Source organism: Candidatus Allofournierella merdipullorum (assembly GCF_048426865.1).
GTDB lineage: Bacteria > Bacillota > Clostridia > Oscillospirales > Ruminococcaceae > Allofournierella_A > Allofournierella_A merdipullorum.
Window position 1 is genome coordinate 13896 of record NZ_DBFNWJ010000001.1, and the last position, 22463, is coordinate 36358.

Genomic DNA, 22463 nt, shown 5'->3' on the forward strand with positions numbered 1-22463 from the left:
TCCCAAAGCGTTATTTCACAAGGCCCATCAGTTTGAGGGCCTGCCGGGCGGCCGCCTGCTCGGCGGCTTTTTTGCTGTGACCCTCGCCCCGGCCGATGAGGTTGGAGTTGAGGTACACCGCCATTTGGAAATGCTTGTCGTGGTCGGGGCCGGTCTCGCCCTCCAGCTCGTAGCGCAGGCGCTCCTCGGGGTTCTGCTGGATGACCTCCTGCAGCTGGGTCTTGTAGTCGGCCTCGGCGGTCTTGCCCTCGGTGATGAAGGGCAGGATGAAGGCGCGGGCCACCTCCATGCCGCCGTCCAGATACAAGGCGGCGATGAGGGCCTCAAAGGCGTCGGACACGACGCTGGGCCGCATGCGGCCGCCGCCCATCTCCTCGCCCCGGCCAAGGCGCAGATAGCGCCCCAGGTCGATTTCCTGGGCGAACTGGAACAAAGCGCTCTCGCAGACCAGGCTGGCCCGGGCCTTGGTGAGTTCGCCCTCGGGGCGGTCGGTCCAGTGGTGGAACAGATAGTCCGCCACCACGATGGAGAGCACGCTGTCGCCCAAGAATTCCAGTCGCTCGTTGTGTTTCACACGGCCCTTGGCCTCGTTGGCGTAGCTGGTGTGGGTGAGGGCGGTCTCCAGAAGGGAGGGGTCCTTGAAGGTGTAACCGATGACGGTTTCCAGTTGATGCATGAAAAGGTGCCTCCTCTAACGGGTCAGTTGGCGGCTTCTTCTTCGGCCACAGCGGCCAGGCTCTCGGCCATCACGCCGCACAGATCGCTCTCCACGCAAAGTTTTGCCTGGCGGATGGCGTTCTGGATGGCCCGGGCATTGGAGGAACCGTGGGCCTTGATGACCGGCCGGCGGGTGCCCAGCAGGGGGGCGCCGCCGTACTCGTCGGCATCCATGCTCTTTTTGAAGTCGGCCACGCCGTCCTTCAAAAGCAGGTAGCCCAGCTTGGTGCCCAGGCTCTTTTTGAACATTTCTTTCAGCTTTGCGCCGAAATACTTGGCCAGGCCCTCGGTGAGTTTCAGCACCACGTTGCCGGTGAAGCCGTCGGCCACCACCACGTCCGCCTGGCCGGCGGGGATGTCACGGGGCTCGATGTTGCCCACAAAATGAATGGCCTTGTTGTTTTTCAGCAACTGATGGGCCTCCACATAGGTGGGGGTGCCCTTAGTCTCCTCGGCGCCGTTGTTCACCAGCGCCACCCGGGGCTGTTCCAGGCCCATGACCTTGTTCATATAGACGCTGCCCATCACACCGAAGGCCTCCAGCATGGAGGCGCGGCACTCCACGTTCGCGCCGCAGTCCAGCAGCAAAAAGGGCGTTTTGCCGGGGATGACGGTGGCCAGCGCCGGGCGCTTGACCCCCTTCACCGTGCGCACGATGAGGCTCGCGCCCACGTGCAGCGCGCCGGTGGAGCCGGCGGAGACAAAGGCGTCGCCCTTGCCCTCGGCCAGCATCCGCAGGCCCACCACCATGCTGGATTCCTTCTTGGCGCGCACGGCTTTGGCCGGCTCGTCGCACATCTCGATGACTTCGGTGGCGTTGACGATCTCGATGTTCTTCATCTCGATGGCATTCTCTTTCACGCAGGCGGCAATTTTTTCCGCGTTGCCCACGGCCAGAATTTCCACATCGGGCCAGGCGGCCACCGCGGCGGCCGCGCCCTTCAGGATCTCGGCGGGGGCGTTGTCGCCGCCCATGGCGTCCAGAATGATCTTCATGGCAGTTGCACCCTTTCTTTCGTGTTGTTATTCCGTTTCCTTCGCCCAGAGGGCCATGGCGGCCTGAGCCCGCTCAGAGATGGCGGCGTAGCGCAGGCGCTTGTCCCGGATGTGCTCTTCCAGCGGGGGCAGCAGGCCCATGTTCGCGCCCATGGGCTGGAAGTTCTTGTTTTCGCTGGTGATGTAGCGGGTGAGCTGGCCCAGCATAGTGTTTGCCGGGGGCGCTTCGTAGCTTCGCCCGTTCAGGGCCGCCCAGATGCTGCGGGCAGCCAGCAGGCCGCAGGCGGCGGATTCCATGTAGCCCTCGAAGCCGGTGATCTGGCCGGCGAACCACAGGTCCTCGTGGCCTTTGAGGCGCAGGCCCTGATTCAGCAGCCGGGGGCTGTTCAAGAAGGTGTTGCGGTGCATCACGCCGTAGCGGGCAAAGTCGGCGTTCGCAAGCCCCGGTATCATGGAGAACACCCGCTTCTGCTCGCCGAACTTGAGGTTGGTCTGAAAGCCCACGATGTTATAAAGCGTGCCCGCCTCGTTCTCCCGCCGCAGCTGGACGTTGGCCCAGGGGCGGTGGCCGGTGGCGGGATCCACCAGGCCCACCGGGCGCAGCGGCCCGAAGCGCATGGTGTCCGCACCGCGGCCCGCCATCACCTCGATGGGCATGCAGCCCTCGTAGACGGTGAGGTTGCCGTCGAACTCATGCAGTTCCGCCCGCTCCGCGCCCACCAGCGCGGCGTGGAATGCCTCGTACTCCTCTTTATTAAAGGGGCAGTTGAGGTAGTCCGCGTCGCCCCGGCCGTAGCGGCTGGCGGCGAAAATGCGGTTCATGTCCAGGCTCTCGGCGGTGACGATGGGGGCCGCCGCATCGTAGAAGGAAAGCTCATCGCCCCCGGTGACCTCGGCGATGGCCGCTGCCAGCGCCCCGTCGGTGAGGGGGCCGGTGGCCACCAGGGTGGGCAGGCTCTCGTCCAGTTCGTTCACTTCTTCCCGCACCACGGTGATGTTCGGCTGGTCTTCCACCAGCCGGGTCACCCCGGCGCTGAAAGCGTCCCGGTCCACGGCCAAAGCACCGCCCGCCGCCACCCGCACACGGCGGGCCACCGGCAGCAGGTGGCTGCCCAGCAGGTCCATCTCGGCTTTCAAAAGGCCGGAGGCGGAATCCGGCCGGTCGGCCTTGAGGCTGTTGGAGCAGACAAGCTCGGCAAAATTTTCGCTTTTGTGGGCGGGGCTTTTGCGGGCGGGCTTTTGCTCAAAGAGCTCCACTTCCACGCCCTTTTCCGCCAGCCACAGGGCGGCCTCGCACCCGGCGAGGCCCGCGCCCAGCACTCTTACTTTGCTCATTTGGTCACCTGGGTCTCAAACCCGCAGCCCTCTTTGGCGCAATAGAGGCGGCTGCCTTTTTTGAACAGGGTGGCGCCGCACTTTTCGCAGGTCTGGGGCACCGGCTCATCCCAGGTCATGAAATCGCAGTTGGGGTAATTTTCGCACCCGTAGTAGACCCGGCCCTTGGCGCTGCGGCGCACCAGCATCCGCCCGCCGCACTTGGGGCAGCGGCCGCCGGTGTCCTTCACCAGACGCCGGGTGTTGGTGCACTCGGGGAAGCCCGGGCAGGCCAGGAACTTGCCGTAGCGGCCGGTCTTGATGACCATCTTGCGGCCGCACTTTTCGCAAATTTCGTCGGTCTCCTCGTCGGGCACCTTGATTTTTTTGCCCTCCATGTCCTTCTCGGCCTTCTCAAGGCTGGCGGCGAAGGGCTTGTAGAAATCGTCGATGATGTCGTGCCAGTCGGCCTTGCCGCTCTCCACCTGGTCCAGCTTTTTCTCCATGTCGGCGGAGAAGGCCACGTCCACGATGCTGCCGAATTCGGCCAACATCAGCTCGTTGATGGTGCGGCCCAGCACGGTGGGCTTGAGCTTTTTCTGCTCCCGCTCCACATAGCCCCGGTCCACGATGGTGGTGATGATGGGGGCGTAGGTGGAGGGACGGCCGATGCCGTTTTCCTCCAGCGCCCGGATGAGGGTGGCCTCGGTGTAGCGGGCGGGGGGCTGGGTGAATTTCTGCTCGGGGGTCAGCTGGCTGAGCTTGAGGGTCTGGCCCTCCTCCAGCGGGGGCAGAGCAGTCTCCTTTTTCTCCTTCTCGTCGGTGGCCTCCTCGTAGAGGGCGGTAAAGCCGTCGAAGGTGACCACGAAGCCCGCCGCGCGGAACTGGTAGTCGCCGGCGGTGATCTGGGCGGAGACGGTGTCCTGCTCGCAGTCGCTCATCTGGCTGGCGATGAACCGGCTCCAGATAAGGCGGTAGAGTTTGGCGGTGTCGCCGGTGAGGCTCTTGTCCGCCTCGTCGGGGGTGAGGGAGGGCACGCTGGGCCGGATGGCCTCGTGGGCGTCCTGGGCGGCGGTGGCGCTGCGGCTCTTGTAGGTGCGCTTGCCGGTGTAGACGTACTTCTCGCCGTACTGGGCGCCGATGTACTCCCGCGCGCCGGCCACGGCCTCGTCGGAGACCCGCAGGCTGTCGGTACGCATGTAGGTGATGAGACCCATGGTGCCCCGGCCGGCGATGTCAACGCCTTCGTAGAGGGTCTGGGCGGCACGCATGGTGCGGGTGGCGGTGAAGCCCAGCCGGCGGCTGGCCTCCTGCTGCAGAGTGGAGGTGATGAAGGGGGGCGCGGGGGTCTTTTTGCGGCTGCCCCGGGTGAGCTTGGTCACCGTGTAGTCCTTGCCCTCCAGCGCCGCCACCACCTCGGCGGCCTTGTCGCCGGTGGGGATCTCCAGTTTTTTGCCGGCGGCGGTGCCGTAGAGCCGGGCGGTGAACTTCTTGTGCCCGGCGGCGAGGGTGGCGTCGATGTTCCAGTACTCCTGGGGCTGGAAGGCCTCAATTTCCTTTTCCCGGTCCACGATCAAGCGCACGGCCACGCTCTGCACCCGCCCGGCGGACAGGCCCCGGCGCACCTTGCGCCACAGAAAGGGGCTGAGCTTGTAGCCCACCAGACGGTCCAGCACCCGGCGGGCCTGCTGGGCGTTGAACAGATCCATGTCGATGGCGCGGGGGTGGGCCATGCCCTCGGACACGCCCTTCTTGGTGATCTCGCCGAAGGTGACCCGGTTGGGCGCGTCCACCGGCAGGCCCAGCAGGTAGGCCAGGTGCCAGCTGATGGCTTCGCCCTCACGGTCCGGGTCGGTGGCGAGAAAAACTTCGTCGGCCTTTTTGGCCTCGGCTTTCAGCTCCTTGATGAGCTTTTCCTTGCCCTTGATGTTGATGTATTGGGGCGCATAGTCGTGGTCCACGTCGATGCCCAGCTGGCTGGCGGGCAGATCGCGGATGTGGCCCATGCTGGCGGTGACTTCGTAGCCGTCGCCCAGATATTTTCCAATGGTTTTCGCCTTGGCAGGCGACTCCACAATGACCAGTTTCGACATTTGTTTCTCCTTAACGGTTTCATTTGCGGCGGAACTGCCCGCCGGCACAAGCCACAGCCTGGCCCGCCACTTCCAGTTCCAGCAGCGCGCCCAGGGCTGTTCCCGTGTCAAAGCCCGTCTCGGCGCTCAGCGCCTCCACCGGGCGGGGCGTTTGGGTCAGATGGCCCAGCATGACCTTGGCCGCCTCGGTGAGGGGCACGGCCTTTTGAGGGGCGGCGGGGGGTGCGCTTTGCGCCGAAAGGCCCAGCGCCTCCAGCAGCGCGCCGCCGCCGGTGGCCATGCGGGCCCGGCCTTCCGCCAGCAGGCGGTTGGTCCCGGCGCACACCTCGCTGAAGATGCCGCCCGGCACCGCCCACACCGCCCGGCCGTAGCGCTCGGCGTGGCCCACGGTGTTCATGGTGCCGCTTTTTTCCCGGGCCTCCACCACGCAGAGGGCGTCGCTCAGGGCCGCGATGAGGCGGTTGCGCAGCAGGAAGTTGCCGCGCTGGGCCGCCTCGCCGGGAAAGAACTCGCTGATGACCGCCCCCGTTTCCTCCATCTGGGCCCGCAGGCGGCGGTTGGAGGCGGGATAGGTCTGGTCGATGGGGGTGCCCAGCACCCCGATGGTGGGCGCGCCGGCGTTCACGGCGGCCTTGTGGGCTTCGCTGTCCAGCCCGTCGGCGAGGCCGCTGACCAGGCAAACGCCCGCCTCGGCCAGCTCTTTGCCGATGCCGGCGGCGGCCTCCACCCCGTAAGCGCTGGGGCGGCGGGAGCCGATCATGCCCACGGTGTGTTCGGCGTTCAGCGCCGCAACATCGCCGGTGCAAAAGAGCACCGGGGGCGCGTCCTCGATGTCCTTAAGGCGGCTGGGGTAGTCCCCGTCGGCCATGGTGAGGATCTGCACGCCCATGGAAACACAGCGCCCTTCCAGGGGCACAAAGACGGCGGGGTCGGTGGAAAGACGTTCGCACTGGCCGGCGGTGAGCAGGCCGGAAAGGTCCTCACGTCCCACCGCGTCAAACACCTCCCGGGCGCTGCCGTAAACGTCCAGCAGGCGGCGGCAGTGGGCCGCGCCGGGGCCCAGCACATAAGCCAGCCACAGCCAGCAGCAGGTGTCGGTCATTTGCCCGCCCCCCGGAAGTGCCACAGCAGCACGCTGCCCGCCACGCCGGCGTTGAGGCTTTCCACCTTGTCGGTGATGGGAATGCGCACCGCCGCGTCGCAGGCGGCCACGGCGGCGTCGGTGAGGCCCTGGCCCTCGCTGCCGATGACCAGGCACACCCCGCCGGGCTGTGCGGCGGGCACTTCATCCAGCGGGCGGCTGTTGTAGAGGGCGGCGGCCAGCGCCGTCACGCCCTTTTGCCGCAAGGCGGCCAGCGCGTCGGGCAGGTGGGGCGTCTGCACCACTTTCAGGCGCGCGGCGGCGCCCATGGAGGCCCGCAGGGCCTTGGGGCCGAAGGGGTCGGCGCAGCCGGGCGAGAGCAAAACGCCCTCGAAGCCGAAGGCGGCGGCGCTGCGCAAGAGCGCGCCCACATTGCCGGGGTCCTGCACCCGCTCCAGCGCCAGCAGGCGGCCGGGCACGGGCAGGTCCTCAAAGCGGGCGGTGGGGCGTTCGAACACGCCGAACACCCCCTGGTGGGAGGCGCCCTCCGCCAGCTTTTCGGCCACGTGCTCCTCCACTAGGTAGCTCTCCCGCCCGAGGCTTTCCAGCGCGGGGGTCTTTTCCAGGGCGGCGGCGGTATAATATATTACCTTTAAGGGGCAGGCGGCGGCCAGATCGGTACAGAGCTTTAAGCCCTCCGCGAAGAAGGCGTTTTCGCCCCCGCGGAAGGCCGCCGAACGGGCCAGTTTGCAGGCATATTTTATTTTGTCGTTTTCACGGCTGGTAATGCGCTGGGCCACTTCGCACCTCTCAAAACAAGGCCCGCCGCGCCGAAGGTTCATCGGCGCGGGGCCTTTTGCTTTCAATACAAAGCGACGCCCGTGCGTGCGCGCGGGCGTTGCTTGTTTTCTTATTTACAGCGCCTTCTTGGCGGTCTCCACCAGAGCGGCGAAGCCGGCGGCGTCGTGGATGGCCATCTCGCTGAGCATCTTGCGGTTCAGCTCGATGCCGGCCTTCTTCAGGCCGTTCATGAAGCTGGAGTAGTTCATGCCCAGAGGACGGACAGCGTTGTTGATGCGGGTGATCCACAGGTTGCGGAACTGGCGCTTCTTCAGCTTGCGGCCGACGAAGGCGTAGTTGCCGCTCTTCATCACCTGCTGTTTGGCCATCTTGAAATGCTTGGACTTGCTGCCGTAGAAGCCCTTGGCGAGCTTCAGGGTCTTCTTTCTGCGTTTGCGGGTCATCATCGCGCCTTTGATACGAGCCATTGTTCTATCTCCTTTACACAGTCACTTGTCGAATTCGTGGGTCTTGCCTTTTAAAGACCTCAGGCGTAGGGCAGCATGGCCTTGACAGCGGCTGCGTTGGTCTTGTCGGCGTAGGCGTTCTTGCGGTAGCCACGCTTGATCTTGGTGGTCTTGCCGTGGCCGTTGAGCAGGTGGCTGCGGTAGGCATGGCCGCGTTTCACTTTGCCGGTCTTGGTGAGCTTGAAGCGCTTTTTCGCACCGGAATGGGTTTTGATTTTAGGCATTGTTCGTTCCTCCTAAGATTTTGTGTTACTTCTGCTGGGCGCCGGGCTTGGGGCTCATGAACATCTGCATGCTGCGCCCCTCCAGTTTGGGAGCCTTGTCGACCTGCGCATCGGGCAGCGCGTCGGCAAAGCGCTTTTCCACCTCGAGGCCCAGATTGGTGTGGGCCATCTCGCGGCCGCGGAACCGGATGGAGACCTTGATCTTGTGGCCCGCCTTCAGGAACTTCTCGGCCTGGTTGACCTTGGTGTTGAAGTCGTTGGTGTCGATGTTCAGGGAAAGCCGGATCTCCTTAATCTCAATGACCTTCTGGTTCTTCTTGGCTTCCTTTTCGCGCTTTTGCTGCTCGAAACGGTATTTGCCGTAGTCCAGGATCTTGCACACAGGCGGCACGGCCTGCGGCGCGATCTTCACCAGATCCAGGTCCTGCTCCTGCGCCAGCCGCAGAGCCTCCCGGCCGGACATAACGCCCAGCTGGCTGCCGTCTGCACCGATCAGGCGAACTTCCCTGTCACGAATGGCCTCGTTGATCTCGATCTCTTTTTTGCCGTTGGTAGCGATTTGGATACACCCCCATATCATTTGCCCGGAAAAATGAACGCGGCCGCCAGGTCATGGCAGCCGCGCGAACACACAAGACGCACCGGCCCGCAAAGGGGCGGTGAGCATGTTGACCCGGGCCCGGAAGGCCCCAAGGTGAGCGCGGCGGCAAACCGTCAGCTGCTTTCTTTACCCGAATAGCTTACCACGCCCGGGGGGCTGTGTCAAGCGCTTTTTGAAAAAAATCAGCCCAGCGGCACGTCGATCTCCCGCCCCAGGGCGAAACTGTAGAGCGTGAGCTTTGTCACCGGCTTTGCAAACCGCCGCCCGATGGCCGCCGCGTACATCCGCAGCTGGGCGGCGTAGGCGCTGACCAGCTGCGCTTCGTCCTTGCCCCGGTCGGTCTTGTAGTCCAGAATTTCCAGATGATTTTCAAATTCCAGCACCACGTCCGCCACGCCCTGCACCAGCACCCGCGCGCCGCGGCCCGCGGCCCCGGGCGAGAGCTGCCCGGCGGGGACGGAGGTGATGAAGGCGTACTCCCGCAGGGCGTTTTGGGCGGCCTGCATCCGGGTAAAGGCGCCGCTTTCGAAAAAGCGGCGCAGCTGCGCCCAGGGCAGGCTGCGGTGCTGCTCGGCGGCCAGGAGTTTTTTCTCCAGCTGGCGGCGGCCCTCCCCCTCCGGGTCCTGGGCCGCGGCGGCAAGATCCGCGTGCTGCAAAAAAGCGTGGAGGGCGCTGCCCTGTTCCGCGCCGGTGAGGCCCTCTTTGTACATGAAGGCCGGGCGGGCGGGGGTCAGTTCCTCCTCGGTGTGGGCCAGGGCGGTAACGCTCACCTTGGCGGGCACCGTCTGCAGCGCCGCGGCCGGGTCACGCCAGGCAAGGCGGTCGGCCAGCGCCGCGGCAAGGGCCGCGTCCGGGGCGGCGGCGGGCAGGCCCTCGGCCGCCGGAAGGGGTTCGGCAGATTCCTCCGCCGGCTGGAAGGCCACCGTCAGCGTGTGGCCCAGCGGCCGGGCGCGGGCCGGCACCGGCGCGTTCACCAGCCCCCGCAGGCATCCGGCGGAAGGGTGGGTGAGCAGGGCTTGCAGCACCCAGTCCGCCCGGCTGGCGCAGTGCTGCAAAAGATAGGGCCGGCACAGGCCCCCGGCGGTGAGCTGGGCGGCCAGCCGCCCCAGCGCCTTTTCCGGGTTTTTCAGGCTCATGGTGAGCAGCAGCCGGTCCCGCGCGCGGGTGGCCGCCACATAGAGCACCCGCATCTCCTCGCTGACGGCGTCCGCCGTCTGGGCGGCCTGCACCGCCCGCAACGCGGCGGTGGTGTAGGTGCCGCCGGTGCCGGCCCGCAGGGTGAGACCCAGCCCCAGCCGCGGGTGAAGCACCACCGGGGCGATGAGGTCCTCCCGGTTGAAGGGGCGGTCCAGCCCGGCGGCGATGACCACCGGGAATTCCAGCCCCTTGGAGCGGTGCACCGTCATGATGGTGACACAGCCCGGGCGGCTCTGGCCCTGTTCGGGGCCGGGCACGCCGCCCTCGGCCAGAGCCGCGTCCATGGCCCGCACCACGCCGGCGAGGCCGTTTTTGCCGCAGTCGGCGGCGAAGGCGGCAAACCGGCGCAGGTTCTGCCGCCGGGCCTGGCCTTCCTCCATGGCGCCGGCGGCGGCAAGGCAGCCGGTGCGCAGGAAAATCTCTTCCATCAGCCGATCCACCGGCAGGGTCTGGGCCAGCCGCTGCAACCCCCGCAGCCAGTCCATGAAGGCGGCGGTCTTTTCCTCGGCGGCGGCGCTCACCGCGCCGTAGAAGCTGCCCTGGGGCCGCAGGGTGCGAAGCCGCACCAGATCGTCCGGCTCAAAGCCCGCGAGGCCCAGCATCACCGCCGCCAGATGCACATCCTGGGCGGGGTTGTCCAGCACCCGAACGAGGCTGGCCAGCACCCGCACCTCCGGGGCGTCCAGCAGGTTTTCGGCCCGGTCCACATAGACCGGGATGCCCGCGGCCTCCAGCGCGTCGGCGTAGATGTCAAAATTGGAGCGGCTGCGGGTGAGAATGCAGAAATCCTCGTAAGCAGCGGGCCGCTCCCCCGCCTCGCCCCGCACGGTGAAGCCAGAGGCGGGGTCGGTGAGCTCCCGGATGCGGCGGGCGATGAAGGCCGCCTCGGCGGCGGGGCCGCCGCCCTCCAGAACCTGTACTTCGCACCCGCCGGCGTAGCCGCCGTAGGCCGAAAGATCGCCCAGACCCGGCACCAACTTTTCGCCGGGGCCGTAGTCCACGCCGCCCACTTTGCTGCTCATCACCGCCTCGAAGATGGCGTTGACCCCGTCGATGACCCCCGGGGCACTGCGGAAGTTGGCGTCCAGAAAGACCTTCTGGGGGCCGGGCTGGCCGTAGGGGGCGTAGCGGGAGAGCTTGTCCCGAAACACCTCCGGGTCCGCCTGGCGGAAGCGGTAGATGCTCTGCTTCAGATCGCCCACAAAGAACAGGTTCTCCCCGTTCGGGGCGGCGAGGGCGGCGTAGAGGGCGTCCTGCAGGGCGTTGGTGTCCTGGTATTCGTCCACCATCACCGCCGCGTACTCCCGCCACAGCTGGGCCGCCAGCTCGGTGCGCTGCCCTTCCGGCGTTTGCAGAAGGCGCAGGGCCAGATGCTCCACGTCGCTGAATTCCAGTAGTTTTTCCTCCGCCTTGGCCTGCCAGAAGCGGCGGATGAAGTCCTGTTCGGCCCGCACCAGCGCGGCCACCAGCGGCGCGGCGGCGGCACGGTCGGCGGCGAACTCCTCCTCGGTGCAGACGAACACCGTTTCCTGCAGGCGGCCAAAAATCTTTTTCAAAATTTCCCGCCGGGCCTTGATGCGCTCCATGGAGCAGCCCTTGTAGCCCCGCACCGCCTTGAGGGGCTGATACGCAAGCCCGCGGAAGGTCTCCAGAATGTCGTTCCAGGGCGCCGAGGCCACGGCGGCCTCCACCGCCCGGGCGGCGTCCACATCGCTCTGCAAAGCGGGCAGGTAGTTGCCCAGCTCGCCGTCCTCCTCGGCCTCGGCCAGATTTTCCAGCGCCAGCGAAAGGGCGCACTGTGCTCCCCGCAGCCCTTCGGCCCGCAGGGCCTTGCCCCACGCGGTGGCGTCCATCGGGCCGTCCCCGGCCCAGTCGGCGGCCAGTTTTTCCAGGCTCTCCTCCGGGAAGGGCATGCTGGAGAGAAAGTCATAGAGCTGTTCCAGCACCCGGGCGGCCTGCTTGTCACTGCGGCTTTTGCCGTAAAGGTCGGCAAAGGCGCAGAAGTCCGGGTCGGTGTAGGCGTTTTCCAGCGCGTCGGCCAGCGCCCCCGCCCGCAGCCGGGCCAGCTGCGGGCCGTCGGCGGTGGAAAAATCCGGGGGGATGTCCAGTTTTCCGAAGTGGGTCTGCACCAGCTGCAAGCAGAAGGAGTCGATGGTGCCGATGCTGGCCCGCTGCAGCAGCATCCGCTGGCGGCGCAGCCAGGCGGAGCCGGGCTGTTTGCGCTGTTCGTCCGCCAGGCGTGCGGCCAGTTTTGCCCGCAGGCTGGCTGCCGCCGCCCGGGTGAAGGTGACGATGAGGAGCTTGTCGGCGGGCACGGGGTCCTGCTCACGGGTGAGCAGGCGCACCGCCCGCTCCACCAGAACGGCGGTCTTGCCGCTGCCCGCGGCGGCGCTCACTAGCAGCGCCGAGCCCTCGTGGTCGATGGCGGTCTGCTGGTCCTTGGTGAACTGCATCTTTCCTTCCCCCTTTCATTCCTGCCGGCGGCAGACGTTGCGGTAATCGCAGAAGCGGCAGTGGGTCTCCTGTTTGCGTCCGGCGGCCAGCGGCTCGGCGGCGATCTTTCCGGCGTAGAGTTCCTCGGCCATCTTCACCACCAAATCGTCCAGTTCGCCTTGCAGCTTTGCCAGCTCCTCCACCGAGGTGAGCGCCTCGCCCAGGCGTGGCTGGCCCGCCTTGTCAAAGCGCACCGGCACATAGAGGCCGGTGGCGGCGCTGTCCATGGCGGAGAGCACTTCCGGCTCGCCCACCACCACGCCTTCCACCTTGTAGTCCAGCCCCTGGGCGGCCTCGGCCCGGTCGCCGCGGGCGGGGGCCGGGTCGGCCATCAGGTAAAGCACGCCCGCCGGGGCGGGGTTCTCAAATTTGTCGCCGGCGTTGCGCACCAGCGTGAAGAGATACACCAGCATCTGGCAGTTGAGGCCCCGGCGCACGTCCTCCAACAGGAACTCCTTGCTGCCGGTCTTGTAGTCCACCACCCGCAGCCAGGTCTTGTCCCCTTCACGGCAGGCGTCCACCCGGTCGATCTTGCCCACCATCCGCACCGTCTCGCCGGTCTTGGTGGTGAGCACCACCGAGGGCACCGCCTCCGGCCCGTCGCCGATGCCCAGCTCGAAGGCCACCGGGCGGAAAGAGCCCTGGCGCTGCTCGGCCTGGATAAAGGCCAGCAGGGCCGCGGCGCTCTTTTGCAGCCGGCGGATAAGGTATTCAAAGCGGGCGCCGGTGCCGGGCATATTGGCGGACACATACTCCCGGGCCACGGCAGCGGCAAGGTCTGCCATCTCCGTCTCCGAGAGGTCCACAAAGCCCTCCCCCGCCCGCTTCAGGGCCTGTTCCAGAATGTAGTGCACCAGCGTGCCGGTCTGGTCGGCGGTGAGGGCCGCCTGCTTGCGGGGCCGCGCGCCCAGCACATACTCCAGGAAATAGGCGAAGGGGCAGGAATAATACCGCTCCATCCGGCTGGGGGAAAGGCGCATGTGGTCCCCCAGCAGGCGGTGCATGGCCCCGGTGTCCTGCACGGCGAAGGGCTCCCGGCTCACCGCCCGGCGCACGGGGGCCAGGGCGGCTTTGCCCGCTTCGCTGCCTTCCACCGCCGCGAAGAGGGCGGCGGTGACGGGGCTTTGGGCGTCCCAGCTTTCGCCCAGAAGGTCCAGGGCGGCTGCGGGGGTGGCGGCCAGATCCGCCGTTTCCAGCGCGGGGGCGGCGGGGTCCAGGCAGGCCTTCGCTTCGGTCAGAGCACTGGTCATGGGCAGGGCCGCCGGGCCCGAAGCCCAGCTCATCCACACGCCTTTGGCGGCGGCGGTGAGGGCTTTGTAAAAGCAGACCTGCTCGCGCACCATGCGGTTTTCAAAGCAGTCGGGCATCTCCACCCCCTGGCGGATGAGGGCGTCCCGCTCGGCATGGGTAAGCAGGCCCCGATCGCCGGGGGCGGCGGGGAACTCCCCTTCCCCCAGGCCCAGCACGAAGCAGTAGTCCGGCTCGTCCAGCCGCATCCGCCCGGCGGTGGTGAAGATCACCGCGTTCAGGCTCTGGGGAATGTGGCCCAGATCGGTGGTGCGGGCCAGCAGGTCGAACAGCTCGCCGTACTCGGCGGGGGGCAGGGTCTCCTCCCCCAGCAGCAGGGCCATCTGGTCCAGAAGGTTCACCGCCAGATCCCACACCCGCACCGCCTCCTCGGCGGCGGGGATGCCCTCTTCCTCCTTCAGCTTTGCGGCGGAGGCGGTGAGTTTTTCCTCCGCGCCCAGGGCCAGCATGGTGCGGTAAAGGCTCTCGCACAGGGCGGCGGCGGGCTTTTTGCGCGCCGCCGAGGCAAAGTTCGCCAGCAGCGGCGCCAGCGCCTGCCGGGCGGACTCCGCCAGCGCCAGCTGTTCGGCCTCGGCGGGGCGCATCTCGCCCCCGAAGCCCGCCGGCGACAGAGTAAAAGGCTGCTGCCACTGGGCGGCGGAGAGCTGCCAGGTGTAGGCGTAGTTTTCCAGCGCGCAGAGCTGGGCCTCGGAGAGGCTCGTGAGGCCGGTCTTGGCCACTGCCAGCACCGTCTCGGTGGAGACGCCCCGGCGCAGCAGGCTCAGCAGCGCCTTCACCAGCCGCAGGGGCGCGGCGTGCTCGGCGCTGGCCGGCTCGTCAAAAAAGAGGGGGATGCCCGCCAGCCGGAACTCGTAGCGCACAGCGGCCAGGTACTGGGAGGCGTCCCGGCAGATGACCGCCATCTTGCTGTAAGGCACGCCCGCCCGGGCCAGCTTTGCCGCCGCGGCGGCGGCAAGTTTGGCTTCGGTCTGGCGGTCCTCCGCCCGCAGCAGGGTGAGCTGCGCCGGGTCGGCGGGGCCGGGGTCCGGCTCCGCCCCTGCCAGCAGCGCCGCCAGCCGGGCCAGGTCGGGGGCGTTTTTGTGGCGCTTGTCCTCGGTCAAAATCACCGGCGAGGCCACCGCCACGCCGTTTTCCCGGGCCATGGCCCGCAGCGCCCCGGCCATCTTTTTGGCTCCGCTGAACAGGCCAAGGCCCCCCTCCCGGTCCTCCAGACCGTCGGCGCACAGGGCCACCGTGATGGAGGGCGCGCACTGGAGCATCCGCTCCAGCATCCGGCGCTTGGGAGCGTTGAAGGTGTCGAACTCGTCGATGAACACCGCCGCGTCGGCAAAAAAGTCCGGCTCAAGGCGCTCGGCCGCGGCGGCCACCCGGTCGGTGGGGTCCATGGCCGCGCCCTCCAGCAGGGCCTGGTAGGCGGCGTAGACCCCCGCCAGCTCCCGCAGTTTCTCCCCCGAGGGGCCGGCGCCCTCCGCCAGCTGCTCCAGCTGGGCGGCGCTCACGCCGGCGCTTTTCAGCTCGTTCAGAGTCTCGGCGCACTTTTCACAGAAGGCGGTGCTGCGCCGGTGGCGGCTGTAGTAATGCACCGCGTCGCCCATGGATTCCAGCGCACGGCGCACCAGAACCGCCCGGCCCGCGTCGGTGAGGGTGCGCACCGCCGCGCCGCCGTAGAGATTCAGCAGTTTTTCCGCAAGGCTGGTGAAGCTGAAGCTCTCCACCCGGCCGGAGTATTCGTCGCCCAGGCGGGCGTAGATGCGGCTCTCGGTGCTGGAGGTGAACTGCTCCGGCACCAGCAGCAGGCTGCGCTGCCCGGCCCGGGCACGCTCCTCGATGCGCTCCAGCAGATAATTCGATTTGCCGCTGCCCGACGGGCCCAAAACCAGCTGCAGCATGGCTGCTCCCTCCCTGCGAAAAAGATGTCTGTTTTTATGATACGCAGAAAGGGGCGGCTTGTCCACCGGGGCGCGTTTTTCCTCTGGCATTTTTTGACCGGGCGGGTTATAATGGTGAAAAACCTACGGAAAAGAGGTCGTCATTCATGCCCGGACTTACCATGGAGACCGCCCGCCAGCTGCTGGCGAGCACCACCACCGAGGACCACCTGTTCGAGCACGCCATCGGCGTGAGCGCCGCCATGGGCGCCATGGCCCGCCACTTCGGCGCGGACGAGGAGTACTGGAAAGCGGTGGGCTACCTGCACGACTACGATTACGAGCAGTTCCCCGAAGAGCACCTGCACCACACCGCCGAGCCCCTGCGCGCCGCCGGCGTGGACGAGGAGAGCATCCGCGCCATCCTGTCCCACGGGTGGGAGTACTGCAACGATGTGAAGCCCGAGACCGATATGGAAAAGAGCCTGTTCACCGTGGACGAGCTCACCGGTCTGGTGGGCGCCACCGCCCGCATGCGTCCGGGCGGCATCTCCGACCTGGAAGTTTCCAGCGTGAAGAAGAAGTTCAAGGACAAGCGCTTTGCCGCCAAGATCGACCGCGCGGTCATCCAGCAGGGCTGCGACATGCTGGGCATGGATCTTTCCGAGGTCATCGGCCTGTGCATCGAGGGCATGCGCGGCGAGATGGACGCGCTGGGCCTCGGGCCGAAGGAATAAGCTTGAAACGCAAAAGCCCCGCCGGCGAAAACCGGCGGGGCCTTTCTCTTGACTCTTCGCTGATTTTTGCGTATAATCAGAGAAGAGCAATTTCCACTAATCATCAGAATGGAACACAGGAGGTGTTTTTGTGTCTGTGATCGTCTCTGTGACCCTCACCGACGAGGAGCACGCGCTGGCAAAAAAGCTGTCCAAAGAGCACGGGCTGCCGCTGGCCCAGTGCGTCAAACAGTTTCCGCTGTGCGAGCAGGTATTCATAGAGCGCTTTGAAGCGCTGAAACAGCGGGCGGCTGCCCAGCCGGCGGGGCAGCCCTTTGCCGTGATGAGCCTGTGCGACGACTGGGGCACGCTGGACCGGGGGCTCAAGCTCTCGCTGGGCCGAACGTTTTACCATCTGGTGCGGGGCGGCAAACTGCCCGGCGTGCGCCCCGCCGGCAAGAACAGCTCCAATGTGCAGCTTTACGAAACGGACCCGAAGGAGGCGGTAACATGACGCTGCGGCAAAATCTCACCGCCCTTGCGGGGCGCTGGGGGCTGGCCGAAGGGGAAGCAGACCCCGAAACGCTGGCCTGGCGTTTGGCGGAACAGGGCGAAGCGGCGGAACTGGCGCAGCTTCTGGAAGAAGCGGCGCTGACCGGCAGCCGCGAGGAGCGTGCCCTTGCCCGGGAATACGAGGCGGCGCTGGACGAGGCGCTGGGCCTTGACCCGCTGGGCGAATGGCAGGACGAAGCCTTCTGCAACTGCGGCGAAGAGGCGCAGGGCGAAATCTTCGACGGCTGGGATTTTTAAAAAAGCAGGCCCCGCCGGTCGCTTGACCGGCGGGGCCATCCTTTTTTACAGCGTGCGGTTGAAGGCCATCACAAGGCCGCTCCAGGTGGCGGGGCCTACCTTGCCGTCCTCGGTAAGGCGGGCCAGCCGCTGGAAGGAGCGCACCGACGCGGTGGTGGCGCTGCCGTACTGGCCGTCGATGGTCACCTTGGGCACGGTGCCGCCCAAAGCGGACAGGTAGCTCTGCACGCAGCGCACCGAGTCGCCGGTGCTCCCCCGCTGCAAAAGGCCCGGATAGCGGGGCAGCACCGGGGTGGGCGTGCCCGCCATCACCTGACCGTAGACCTTGGCCAAGGCGGCGAAGGTGTTGCGGCCGAAGGAGCCGTCGATGGTCAGGGCAAACTGACGCTGGAACTGCTTCACCGCCCCGGAGCTGGCATTGCCGAAGGCCCCGTCCGCGCTGATGGACGAAATGGCGGTGTAGACCTGGCGGATGCGGATGAGCTTCTGCTGCATGCTCTTGACCACCGCGCCCTTGTTGCCGGAGCGGGCGGTGATGCCGCAGAAGACCTCCCCCGCGCCGCGGATGTCGGCGAACTCGCCGTAGAGGGCGTTCCAGGTGGTGGAGCCCACCTGGCCGTCGGCGGTGATGCCCGCCAGCGTCTGGAACGCCTTCACCGCATTGGCGGTGTTGTTGCCGTATTTGCCGTCCACCGTCACCGACGGGACCTGGGGCCACCGGCTGTGCACCCCGTTGAGCCAGGTCTGCACCTGCGCGCAGTCCGGCCCGGACGAACCATTCCTCAAAACTGTGCCGAAATAGGGCGGCATCGCGGTGACACCGGCCTGATTGATCTGTGCCATAAATCGCATCCCTCCTTGGCCCCATTGTATGCGCCGGGATGCGGGAACGTGCCCTCCGTTCAGTTTTTCGCTCCGCCGGTGAGGTGCTCCAGCCATTCCAGAGCCGCGAAACGCACCTCCACCTTGGGCGCTTCCACCAGATTCTGCTGGGCCTCGGTGGGGTAGACCGCCGCCTCGCCCGCGGCGGGCAGGCACAGGCCGGGATAGAGCACGCAGAACCAGTTTTTGCCCGCGTGGGCCCCCAGCTCCACCCGCAGCGCGTCGTAGACCCCGGCGGGCAGGGTGAAGTCCTCATAATAGGTGGTGTCGAAGTACATCTCGGTGAGATAGACCCGGGCGGAAAGGCCGCTGCCCTGCTCTTTCAGGGTGCACTCCACGCAGGCCTGCAGCTGAGGCAGGGACTCTTCCGCGATGGCCGCCGCCTGGGCCTCACTTTCGGCTGCGGCGAACACCGGGCCCATCTCCTCCAGCACCGCGTCCCGCACGATGAGTTTCAGAGCCTGGTCGGCCTCGGAGTCGGAATTGGCCTGCACATGCAGCCGCAGGGTGTTCGCCCGCACCTCGTCGGCCAGAGCGCAGAAGCTGGACATCCAGCAGGTAAGTACCACCGCGAAGAAAAGGCCCAGCCCCGCGCTGAACTCCAGCACCGCCCGGCGGCTGAGGCGAACATGAAACTTTGCAAACAAAAAAACACGTCCTTCCTTTTGGTAACATCTGCCAAAAGTATAGACGTGTTTTTTGCGGTTTATTCAGCCCCGGTGTTTCGGCGCAGGAAGCACCCGCGCGCCGCCCCGGTCGGGGGCGGCCAGATACACCTGGCGGTACTCCTTTGCCAGCGCGGCCCGGGCGGCTTCGGCCCGCTCAGGGTCATCGAACACACCGAACACCGCCGCGCCGCTGCCGGTCATCAGCGCCTGCTTCGCGCCGTTTTGCCGCAGCAGCTTCTTGATGTGGGGCGTTTCCTTGGCGCCGCTGCATTCTTCCAGTGCGTTGCCCATGGCGGCGCAGAGAGCGTCCAGGTCCCCCGCGCGCACGGCGGCCTCGGCGGCCTCGCCGTCCGGGTGGACGGTGCAGCCCACCTCATCGTAGGCGGCAAAGGCGGCGGGGGTGCTCACCCCCACGCTGGGCATGGCCACCACAAAGCGGCAGTCCGGGCAGGGAGGCAGCGGCCGCAGAAGGTCGCCTTTGCCCTGCACCCGGCAGGTGCCGCCCAGCAAAGCGAAGGGAACGTCCGCCCCGAGCTGTGCGCCGATGGCGCAGAGTTCGCTCATGGAAAGGCGGGCGTCGTAGAGGGCATTCAGACCCACCAGAACGGCGGCGGCGTCGGCGCTGCCGCCCGCCATCCCCGCCCGCACCGGCGTGACCTTGCGCACTTCCATCTCTGCCCCCGCCAGCAGGCCGGTGTAGTGGAAGAAGGCCATGGCCGCCTTATAGGCGGTGTTCTTTTCGTTGGGAGGCACACGGCTGCCCGGCAGCCGCAGGATAAGGTCCCGGCTTTTGCGCAGGGTGACCCGCTCGTGGAGGGTGATGGCCTGCATGATCATGTCCAGCGCGTGGTAGCCGCCGGGCAGCAGGCCGGTGACGTCCAGCGTCAGGTTGAGTTTTGCCGGGGCCAGAACGGTGACCTGTTTCATGGCGCGTTCACCTCACAGTTTTTTGAAAAGGAAAAACCGCTTTGTGTCGATGGCCTGCACCGGGCAGACCTCGTGGCAGCAAAAGCAGCGGATGCAGTCTTTGGGCTTGATGCGAGCCTTCTTGTTTTTGACCTCGATGGTGTGCTGGGGGCAGATCTCGGCGCAGCGGCCGCAGCCGATGCACCGCGCCCGGGCGATTTGAGGCCGGGGCGCCACCCACTTTTCCACCGCGGGCACCGCCCAGCGCACCGCCCGGGGGGCGGAGTCGGAAAAGTTCATCTTGCGCCAGGAGTCCGGCAGGCGGAAGTTTTCCACCGGCGCGAACAGCGCCGTCTCCCCTGCCGCCAGGGCCGGGTCGAAGGACGCGGGGCAAAGGCCCCGCCTTTGAGCCGCCGCAAGGTAGGGCACGCTCTGGGGCGCAAGGCCCAGCATAGCACAGAGGGCCAAATCCATGGACAAAAGGTTTTCCGCCGCCGCCACAAAGCCCAGAGGCCGGGGGCTGCCGCCGCTGGGGCCGTTGCCCTCGTGGCCCACGATGCCGTCCAGCACGGCGAAGGAGGGCTTCACGGTGAGCAGCAGGTCGATGAGCATATCGCCGAAGTCCTCTTTTTTCGGGCAGCGCATGTGCCACTCGGCCTTCTGCAGGCCGGGGATGCAGCCAAAAAGGTTCTTGGTGGCCGCCGAAAGGCCGGTCATCATGTGGGTCTTGCACTTGGGCAGGTCGACGATGACGTCCGCCGCCAGCACCGGCTCCAGCAGGGTGAAACAGCGTTTTGCCCCTTCAGCCTTGGGGGCCTCGCCGCTGGCGGTGCCGGTGTAGAGGTTGACCCCCTCTTCGGCGCAGACGGCGGCGATGCCGCTGACCTTCCAGGCGGACTTGACGAGACCGGAGGCATGAGGTCCGCCGGGGGAATCGGCCACGGTGATGTCACAGGCGGCCACGCCCCGGCGCTTCGCGGCGCGGATGACTGCCGCCACCACCGCCGGGTGGGTGGTCACCGCCTTTTCGGGGGCGGTGCCGGAGAGAAGGTTGGGTTTCAGCAGCACCTTTTTGCCCGGGGCCAGCAGGGACGCGGCGGGCAGCTGCCGCAAAAGCCGCTCCACGGCGGCGTCCACCGTATCCCGGTCATAGCCCGGCGCGGCGGCAAAGAACACACGCTCATCCATGGGCGCGCAGCTCCTCCAGGAAACGCTCGATGCGGTTCAGCGCCTCGGTGAGGTGGGCCACCGAATAGGCGTAGCTCACCCGCACGAATCCCTCGCCGGAATCGCCGAAGGCGGTGCCGGGCACCACGGCCACCTTCTGGCTGTAGAGCAGCTTTTCGCAGAACTCGGCGCTGGAAAGGCCGGTGGACTGGATGCTGGGGAACACATAAAAGGCGCCCTTGGGCTCAAAGCAGGAAAGGCCCATGTCGTTGAAGCGCTTGACCAAGAGGCGCCGGCGCACGTCGTACTCCCGGCGCATGCGCTCGATCTCGTCGTCGCACTCCCGCATGGCCACCACCGCGGCGTACTGGCTGGTGGTGGGGGCGCACATGATGCAGTTCTGGTGCAGCTTGGTCATGATGCTCATCACCGGGGCGGGGCCGCAGGCGAAGCCCAGGCGCCAGCCGGTCATGGCAAAGGCCTTGGAGAAGCCGTTCACCACGATGGTGCGCTCGGCCATGCCCGGCAGGCTGGCGATGCTCACATGGCGGGCGGTGCCGTAGTTCAGCTCGGCGTAAATTTCGTCCGACAGCACCATGATGTCGGTGCCCCGCAGCACCTGGGCGATGGCCTCCAGATGCTCCCGCTCCATCACCGCGCCGGTGGGGTTGCAGGGGAAGGGCAGCACCAGCAGCTTGGTTTTGGGGGTGATGGCGGCCTTCAGCTCCTCGGCGGTGAGGCGGAACTCGTTCTCCGCTTTCAGAGGCACCGGCACCGGCACGCCGCCGGTGAGGGTGGTGATGGGCTGGTAGCACACAAAGCAGGGCTCGGGGATGATGACCTCGTCCCCCGGGGCCACCAGGCTGCGGATGGCCATGTCGATGGCTTCGCTGCCGCCCACGGTGACCAGCACCTCGTGCATGGGGTCGGTGTATTCCAAACCAAAGCGGCGCTTCATGTAATCGGCGATCTCATAGCGCAGTTCTTTCAGACCGGCGTTGGCGGTGTAGCTGGTGCGGCCTTTTTCCAGGCTGCGGATGCCCGCGTCCCGGATGCGCCAGGGGGTCTTGAAGTCCGGCTCGCCCACGCCCAGGCTGATGCAGCCCTCCATCTCGGCGGCCAGATCGAAAAATTTGCGGATGCCGCTGGGGCGCATGGCCGCCGCGGCAGGCGCGATCACTTTCTCATAGTTCATCACAGCGTGGCCCACTCCCTCTCGTCCTTTTCCTCGTCCACATAGAGCACGCCGTCCTTTTTATAGGTGCGCAGCACGAAGTGGGTGGCGGTGGACAGCACGTCGTCCATGGGGGCCAGGCGCTTGGCCACGAAGAGGGCGATCTCCTGGAAGCTGCGGCCGGTGAGGATGAGCTGCAGATCGTAGCCGCCGCTCATCAGAAGCACGCTCTCCACCTCGTCGTAGCAGGCGATGGCGGAGGCGATCTCGTCAAAGCCGTGGCTCTTCTTGGGGCGCACCCGCAGCTCGATGACGGCCTTGACCCGGTCGGCGTTCAGCTTTTCCCAGTCCACAAGGGCCTTGTAGCCACGGATGACACCGCTCTTGGAGTACTCGTCCATCTTTGCGGCGACCTGTTCCGGCGTGGCGGAAAGCATGGCGGCCAGGTCCTCCACCGACAGGCGTGCGTTTTCTTCCAGCAGTTGCAGCAAACGTTCCATATTCACTACCTCGGTTCCTTGTTTTGATTGTGGTTTGCCTTTAATTATAAAAAAAAACCTCGGCAAAGTAAACAAAAAGAGCGCAAAATCTGGTATAATGAGCATAACCTGTACGGCGCGGTCCGCCTGCGCCCGGGGCAATAAGGGAGGAAAGAGTATAATGAGAGCCGTTATCACCGTTGTGGGCCGGGACACCGTGGGCGTTGTGGCCAAGGTCAGCCAGGTCTGCGCCGAGCTGAACATCAACATCGAGGACGTGACCCAGAGCATCATGCAACAGATGTTCTGCATGATCATGCTGGTGAATCTGGAAAAATGCGACCAGCCCATGGACGAGGTGCGCCGCCGGCTGGACAACGTTGCCGCCGAAATGCAGATGGAGCTGCATCTGACCCGCGAAGAAGTGTTCGACGCGATGCATCACATTTGAGCGGGAGGCAG

General features: G+C 66.4%; 21 protein-coding genes. 4 read left to right on the forward strand and 17 right to left on the reverse strand.

The window, feature by feature from the left end; all coding sequences use genetic code 11:
• Window positions 1–10: 10 nt before the first annotated feature.
• The 11 genes from rnc to ACMNAY_RS00125 all read right to left on the reverse strand — a co-directional run bounded on the left by rnc (window position 11) and on the right by ACMNAY_RS00125 (window position 15220).
• Window positions 11–676 (reverse strand): ribonuclease III, encoded by a 666-nt coding sequence (rnc, locus tag ACMNAY_RS00075; RefSeq protein WP_418717913.1) that lies wholly within the window; start codon window positions 674–676, stop codon window positions 11–13.
• A 23-nt stretch (window positions 677–699) separates the two neighbouring features.
• Complete coding sequence (gene plsX / locus ACMNAY_RS00080) at window positions 700–1713, reverse strand: phosphate acyltransferase PlsX (protein ID WP_418717914.1); 1014 nt, start codon at window positions 1711–1713, stop codon at window positions 700–702.
• 27 nt (window positions 1714–1740) lie between these two features.
• Window positions 1741–3048, reverse strand: coding sequence for a methylenetetrahydrofolate--tRNA-(uracil(54)-C(5))-methyltransferase (FADH(2)-oxidizing) TrmFO (trmFO, locus tag ACMNAY_RS00085; RefSeq protein ID WP_418717915.1), 1308 nt, complete (start codon window positions 3046–3048; stop codon window positions 1741–1743).
• The gene (topA, locus tag ACMNAY_RS00090; RefSeq protein WP_418717916.1) at window positions 3045–5120 is read right to left on the reverse strand and encodes a type I DNA topoisomerase; all 2076 of its coding nucleotides are present in this window, start codon (window positions 5118–5120) and stop codon (window positions 3045–3047) included. Before topA ends, trmFO begins: the two co-directional genes overlap by 4 nt.
• Before the next feature lie 19 nt (window positions 5121–5139).
• Window positions 5140–6222, reverse strand: coding sequence for a DNA-processing protein DprA (dprA, locus tag ACMNAY_RS00095; RefSeq protein ID WP_418717917.1), 1083 nt, complete (start codon window positions 6220–6222; stop codon window positions 5140–5142).
• Entirely contained in the window at window positions 6219–7001 is a 783-nt protein-coding gene (locus tag ACMNAY_RS00100; RefSeq protein WP_418717918.1) for a TrmH family RNA methyltransferase, read from the reverse strand. The genes dprA and ACMNAY_RS00100 overlap by 4 nt, the downstream gene beginning before the upstream one ends.
• Window positions 7002–7115: 114 nt before the next feature.
• On the reverse strand, window positions 7116–7469 hold the full coding sequence (gene rplT, locus ACMNAY_RS00105; RefSeq protein WP_394966796.1) for a 50S ribosomal protein L20: 354 nt from the start codon (window positions 7467–7469) through the stop codon (window positions 7116–7118).
• A gap of 59 nt (window positions 7470–7528) precedes the next feature.
• The gene (gene rpmI, locus ACMNAY_RS00110) at window positions 7529–7732 is read right to left on the reverse strand and encodes a 50S ribosomal protein L35 (protein WP_177521333.1); all 204 of its coding nucleotides are present in this window, start codon (window positions 7730–7732) and stop codon (window positions 7529–7531) included.
• Between the two features lie 25 nt (window positions 7733–7757).
• Window positions 7758–8312: a translation initiation factor IF-3 gene (infC, locus tag ACMNAY_RS00115; protein ID WP_394966798.1), complete on the reverse strand. Its 555-nt coding sequence runs from the start codon at window positions 8310–8312 to the stop codon at window positions 7758–7760.
• A gap of 203 nt (window positions 8313–8515) precedes the next feature.
• A complete protein-coding gene (locus ACMNAY_RS00120; RefSeq protein WP_418717919.1) occupies window positions 8516–11983 on the reverse strand; it encodes a UvrD-helicase domain-containing protein in 3468 nt (1155 codons plus the stop codon).
• Window positions 11984–11998: 15 nt separating this feature from the next.
• Complete coding sequence (locus tag ACMNAY_RS00125) at window positions 11999–15220, reverse strand: PD-(D/E)XK nuclease family protein (RefSeq protein WP_418717920.1); 3222 nt, start codon at window positions 15218–15220, stop codon at window positions 11999–12001.
• Between the two features lie 146 nt (window positions 15221–15366).
• Here ACMNAY_RS00125 and ACMNAY_RS00130 point away from each other — a divergent pair, with 146 nt between their 5' ends.
• The 3 genes from ACMNAY_RS00130 to ACMNAY_RS00140 all read left to right on the forward strand — a co-directional run bounded on the left by ACMNAY_RS00130 (window position 15367) and on the right by ACMNAY_RS00140 (window position 16725).
• The gene (locus ACMNAY_RS00130; protein ID WP_394966803.1) at window positions 15367–15936 is read left to right on the forward strand and encodes an HDIG domain-containing metalloprotein; all 570 of its coding nucleotides are present in this window, start codon (window positions 15367–15369) and stop codon (window positions 15934–15936) included.
• A gap of 130 nt (window positions 15937–16066) precedes the next feature.
• Window positions 16067–16429 (forward strand): DUF1413 domain-containing protein, encoded by a 363-nt coding sequence (locus ACMNAY_RS00135; protein ID WP_394976790.1) that lies wholly within the window; start codon window positions 16067–16069, stop codon window positions 16427–16429.
• Complete coding sequence (locus ACMNAY_RS00140) at window positions 16426–16725, forward strand: hypothetical protein (RefSeq protein WP_418717921.1); 300 nt, start codon at window positions 16426–16428, stop codon at window positions 16723–16725. Before ACMNAY_RS00135 ends, ACMNAY_RS00140 begins: the two co-directional genes overlap by 4 nt.
• 45 nt (window positions 16726–16770) lie before the next feature.
• On the opposite strand, the gene ACMNAY_RS00145 is transcribed toward ACMNAY_RS00140, so the two are convergent.
• The 6 genes from ACMNAY_RS00145 to ACMNAY_RS00170 form a co-directional block, all read right to left on the reverse strand.
• Window positions 16771–17568, reverse strand: coding sequence for a peptidoglycan-binding domain-containing protein (locus tag ACMNAY_RS00145; RefSeq protein ID WP_394976792.1), 798 nt, complete (start codon window positions 17566–17568; stop codon window positions 16771–16773).
• A gap of 59 nt (window positions 17569–17627) precedes the next feature.
• A complete protein-coding gene (locus ACMNAY_RS00150) occupies window positions 17628–18254 on the reverse strand; it encodes a stage II sporulation protein R (protein WP_418717922.1) in 627 nt (208 codons plus the stop codon).
• Between the two features lie 63 nt (window positions 18255–18317).
• Window positions 18318–19202 (reverse strand): 4-(cytidine 5'-diphospho)-2-C-methyl-D-erythritol kinase, encoded by an 885-nt coding sequence (gene ispE / locus ACMNAY_RS00155; protein ID WP_418717923.1) that lies wholly within the window; start codon window positions 19200–19202, stop codon window positions 18318–18320.
• A 12-nt stretch (window positions 19203–19214) separates the two neighbouring features.
• Window positions 19215–20369, reverse strand: a complete 1155-nt coding sequence (locus ACMNAY_RS00160; protein ID WP_418717924.1) for a DUF362 domain-containing protein — start codon at window positions 20367–20369, stop codon at window positions 19215–19217.
• Window positions 20362–21543, reverse strand: a complete 1182-nt coding sequence (locus ACMNAY_RS00165) for an aminotransferase class I/II-fold pyridoxal phosphate-dependent enzyme (protein ID WP_418717925.1) — start codon at window positions 21541–21543, stop codon at window positions 20362–20364. The genes ACMNAY_RS00160 and ACMNAY_RS00165 overlap by 8 nt, the downstream gene beginning before the upstream one ends.
• Complete coding sequence (locus ACMNAY_RS00170) at window positions 21543–22022, reverse strand: Lrp/AsnC family transcriptional regulator (RefSeq protein WP_418717926.1); 480 nt, start codon at window positions 22020–22022, stop codon at window positions 21543–21545. The genes ACMNAY_RS00165 and ACMNAY_RS00170 overlap by 1 nt, the downstream gene beginning before the upstream one ends.
• A gap of 160 nt (window positions 22023–22182) precedes the next feature.
• On the opposite strand from ACMNAY_RS00170, the gene ACMNAY_RS00175 reads away from it, so the two are divergent.
• The gene (locus ACMNAY_RS00175) at window positions 22183–22452 is read left to right on the forward strand and encodes an ACT domain-containing protein (RefSeq protein ID WP_418717927.1); all 270 of its coding nucleotides are present in this window, start codon (window positions 22183–22185) and stop codon (window positions 22450–22452) included.
• The last annotated feature ends 11 nt before the right edge of the window (window positions 22453–22463 follow it).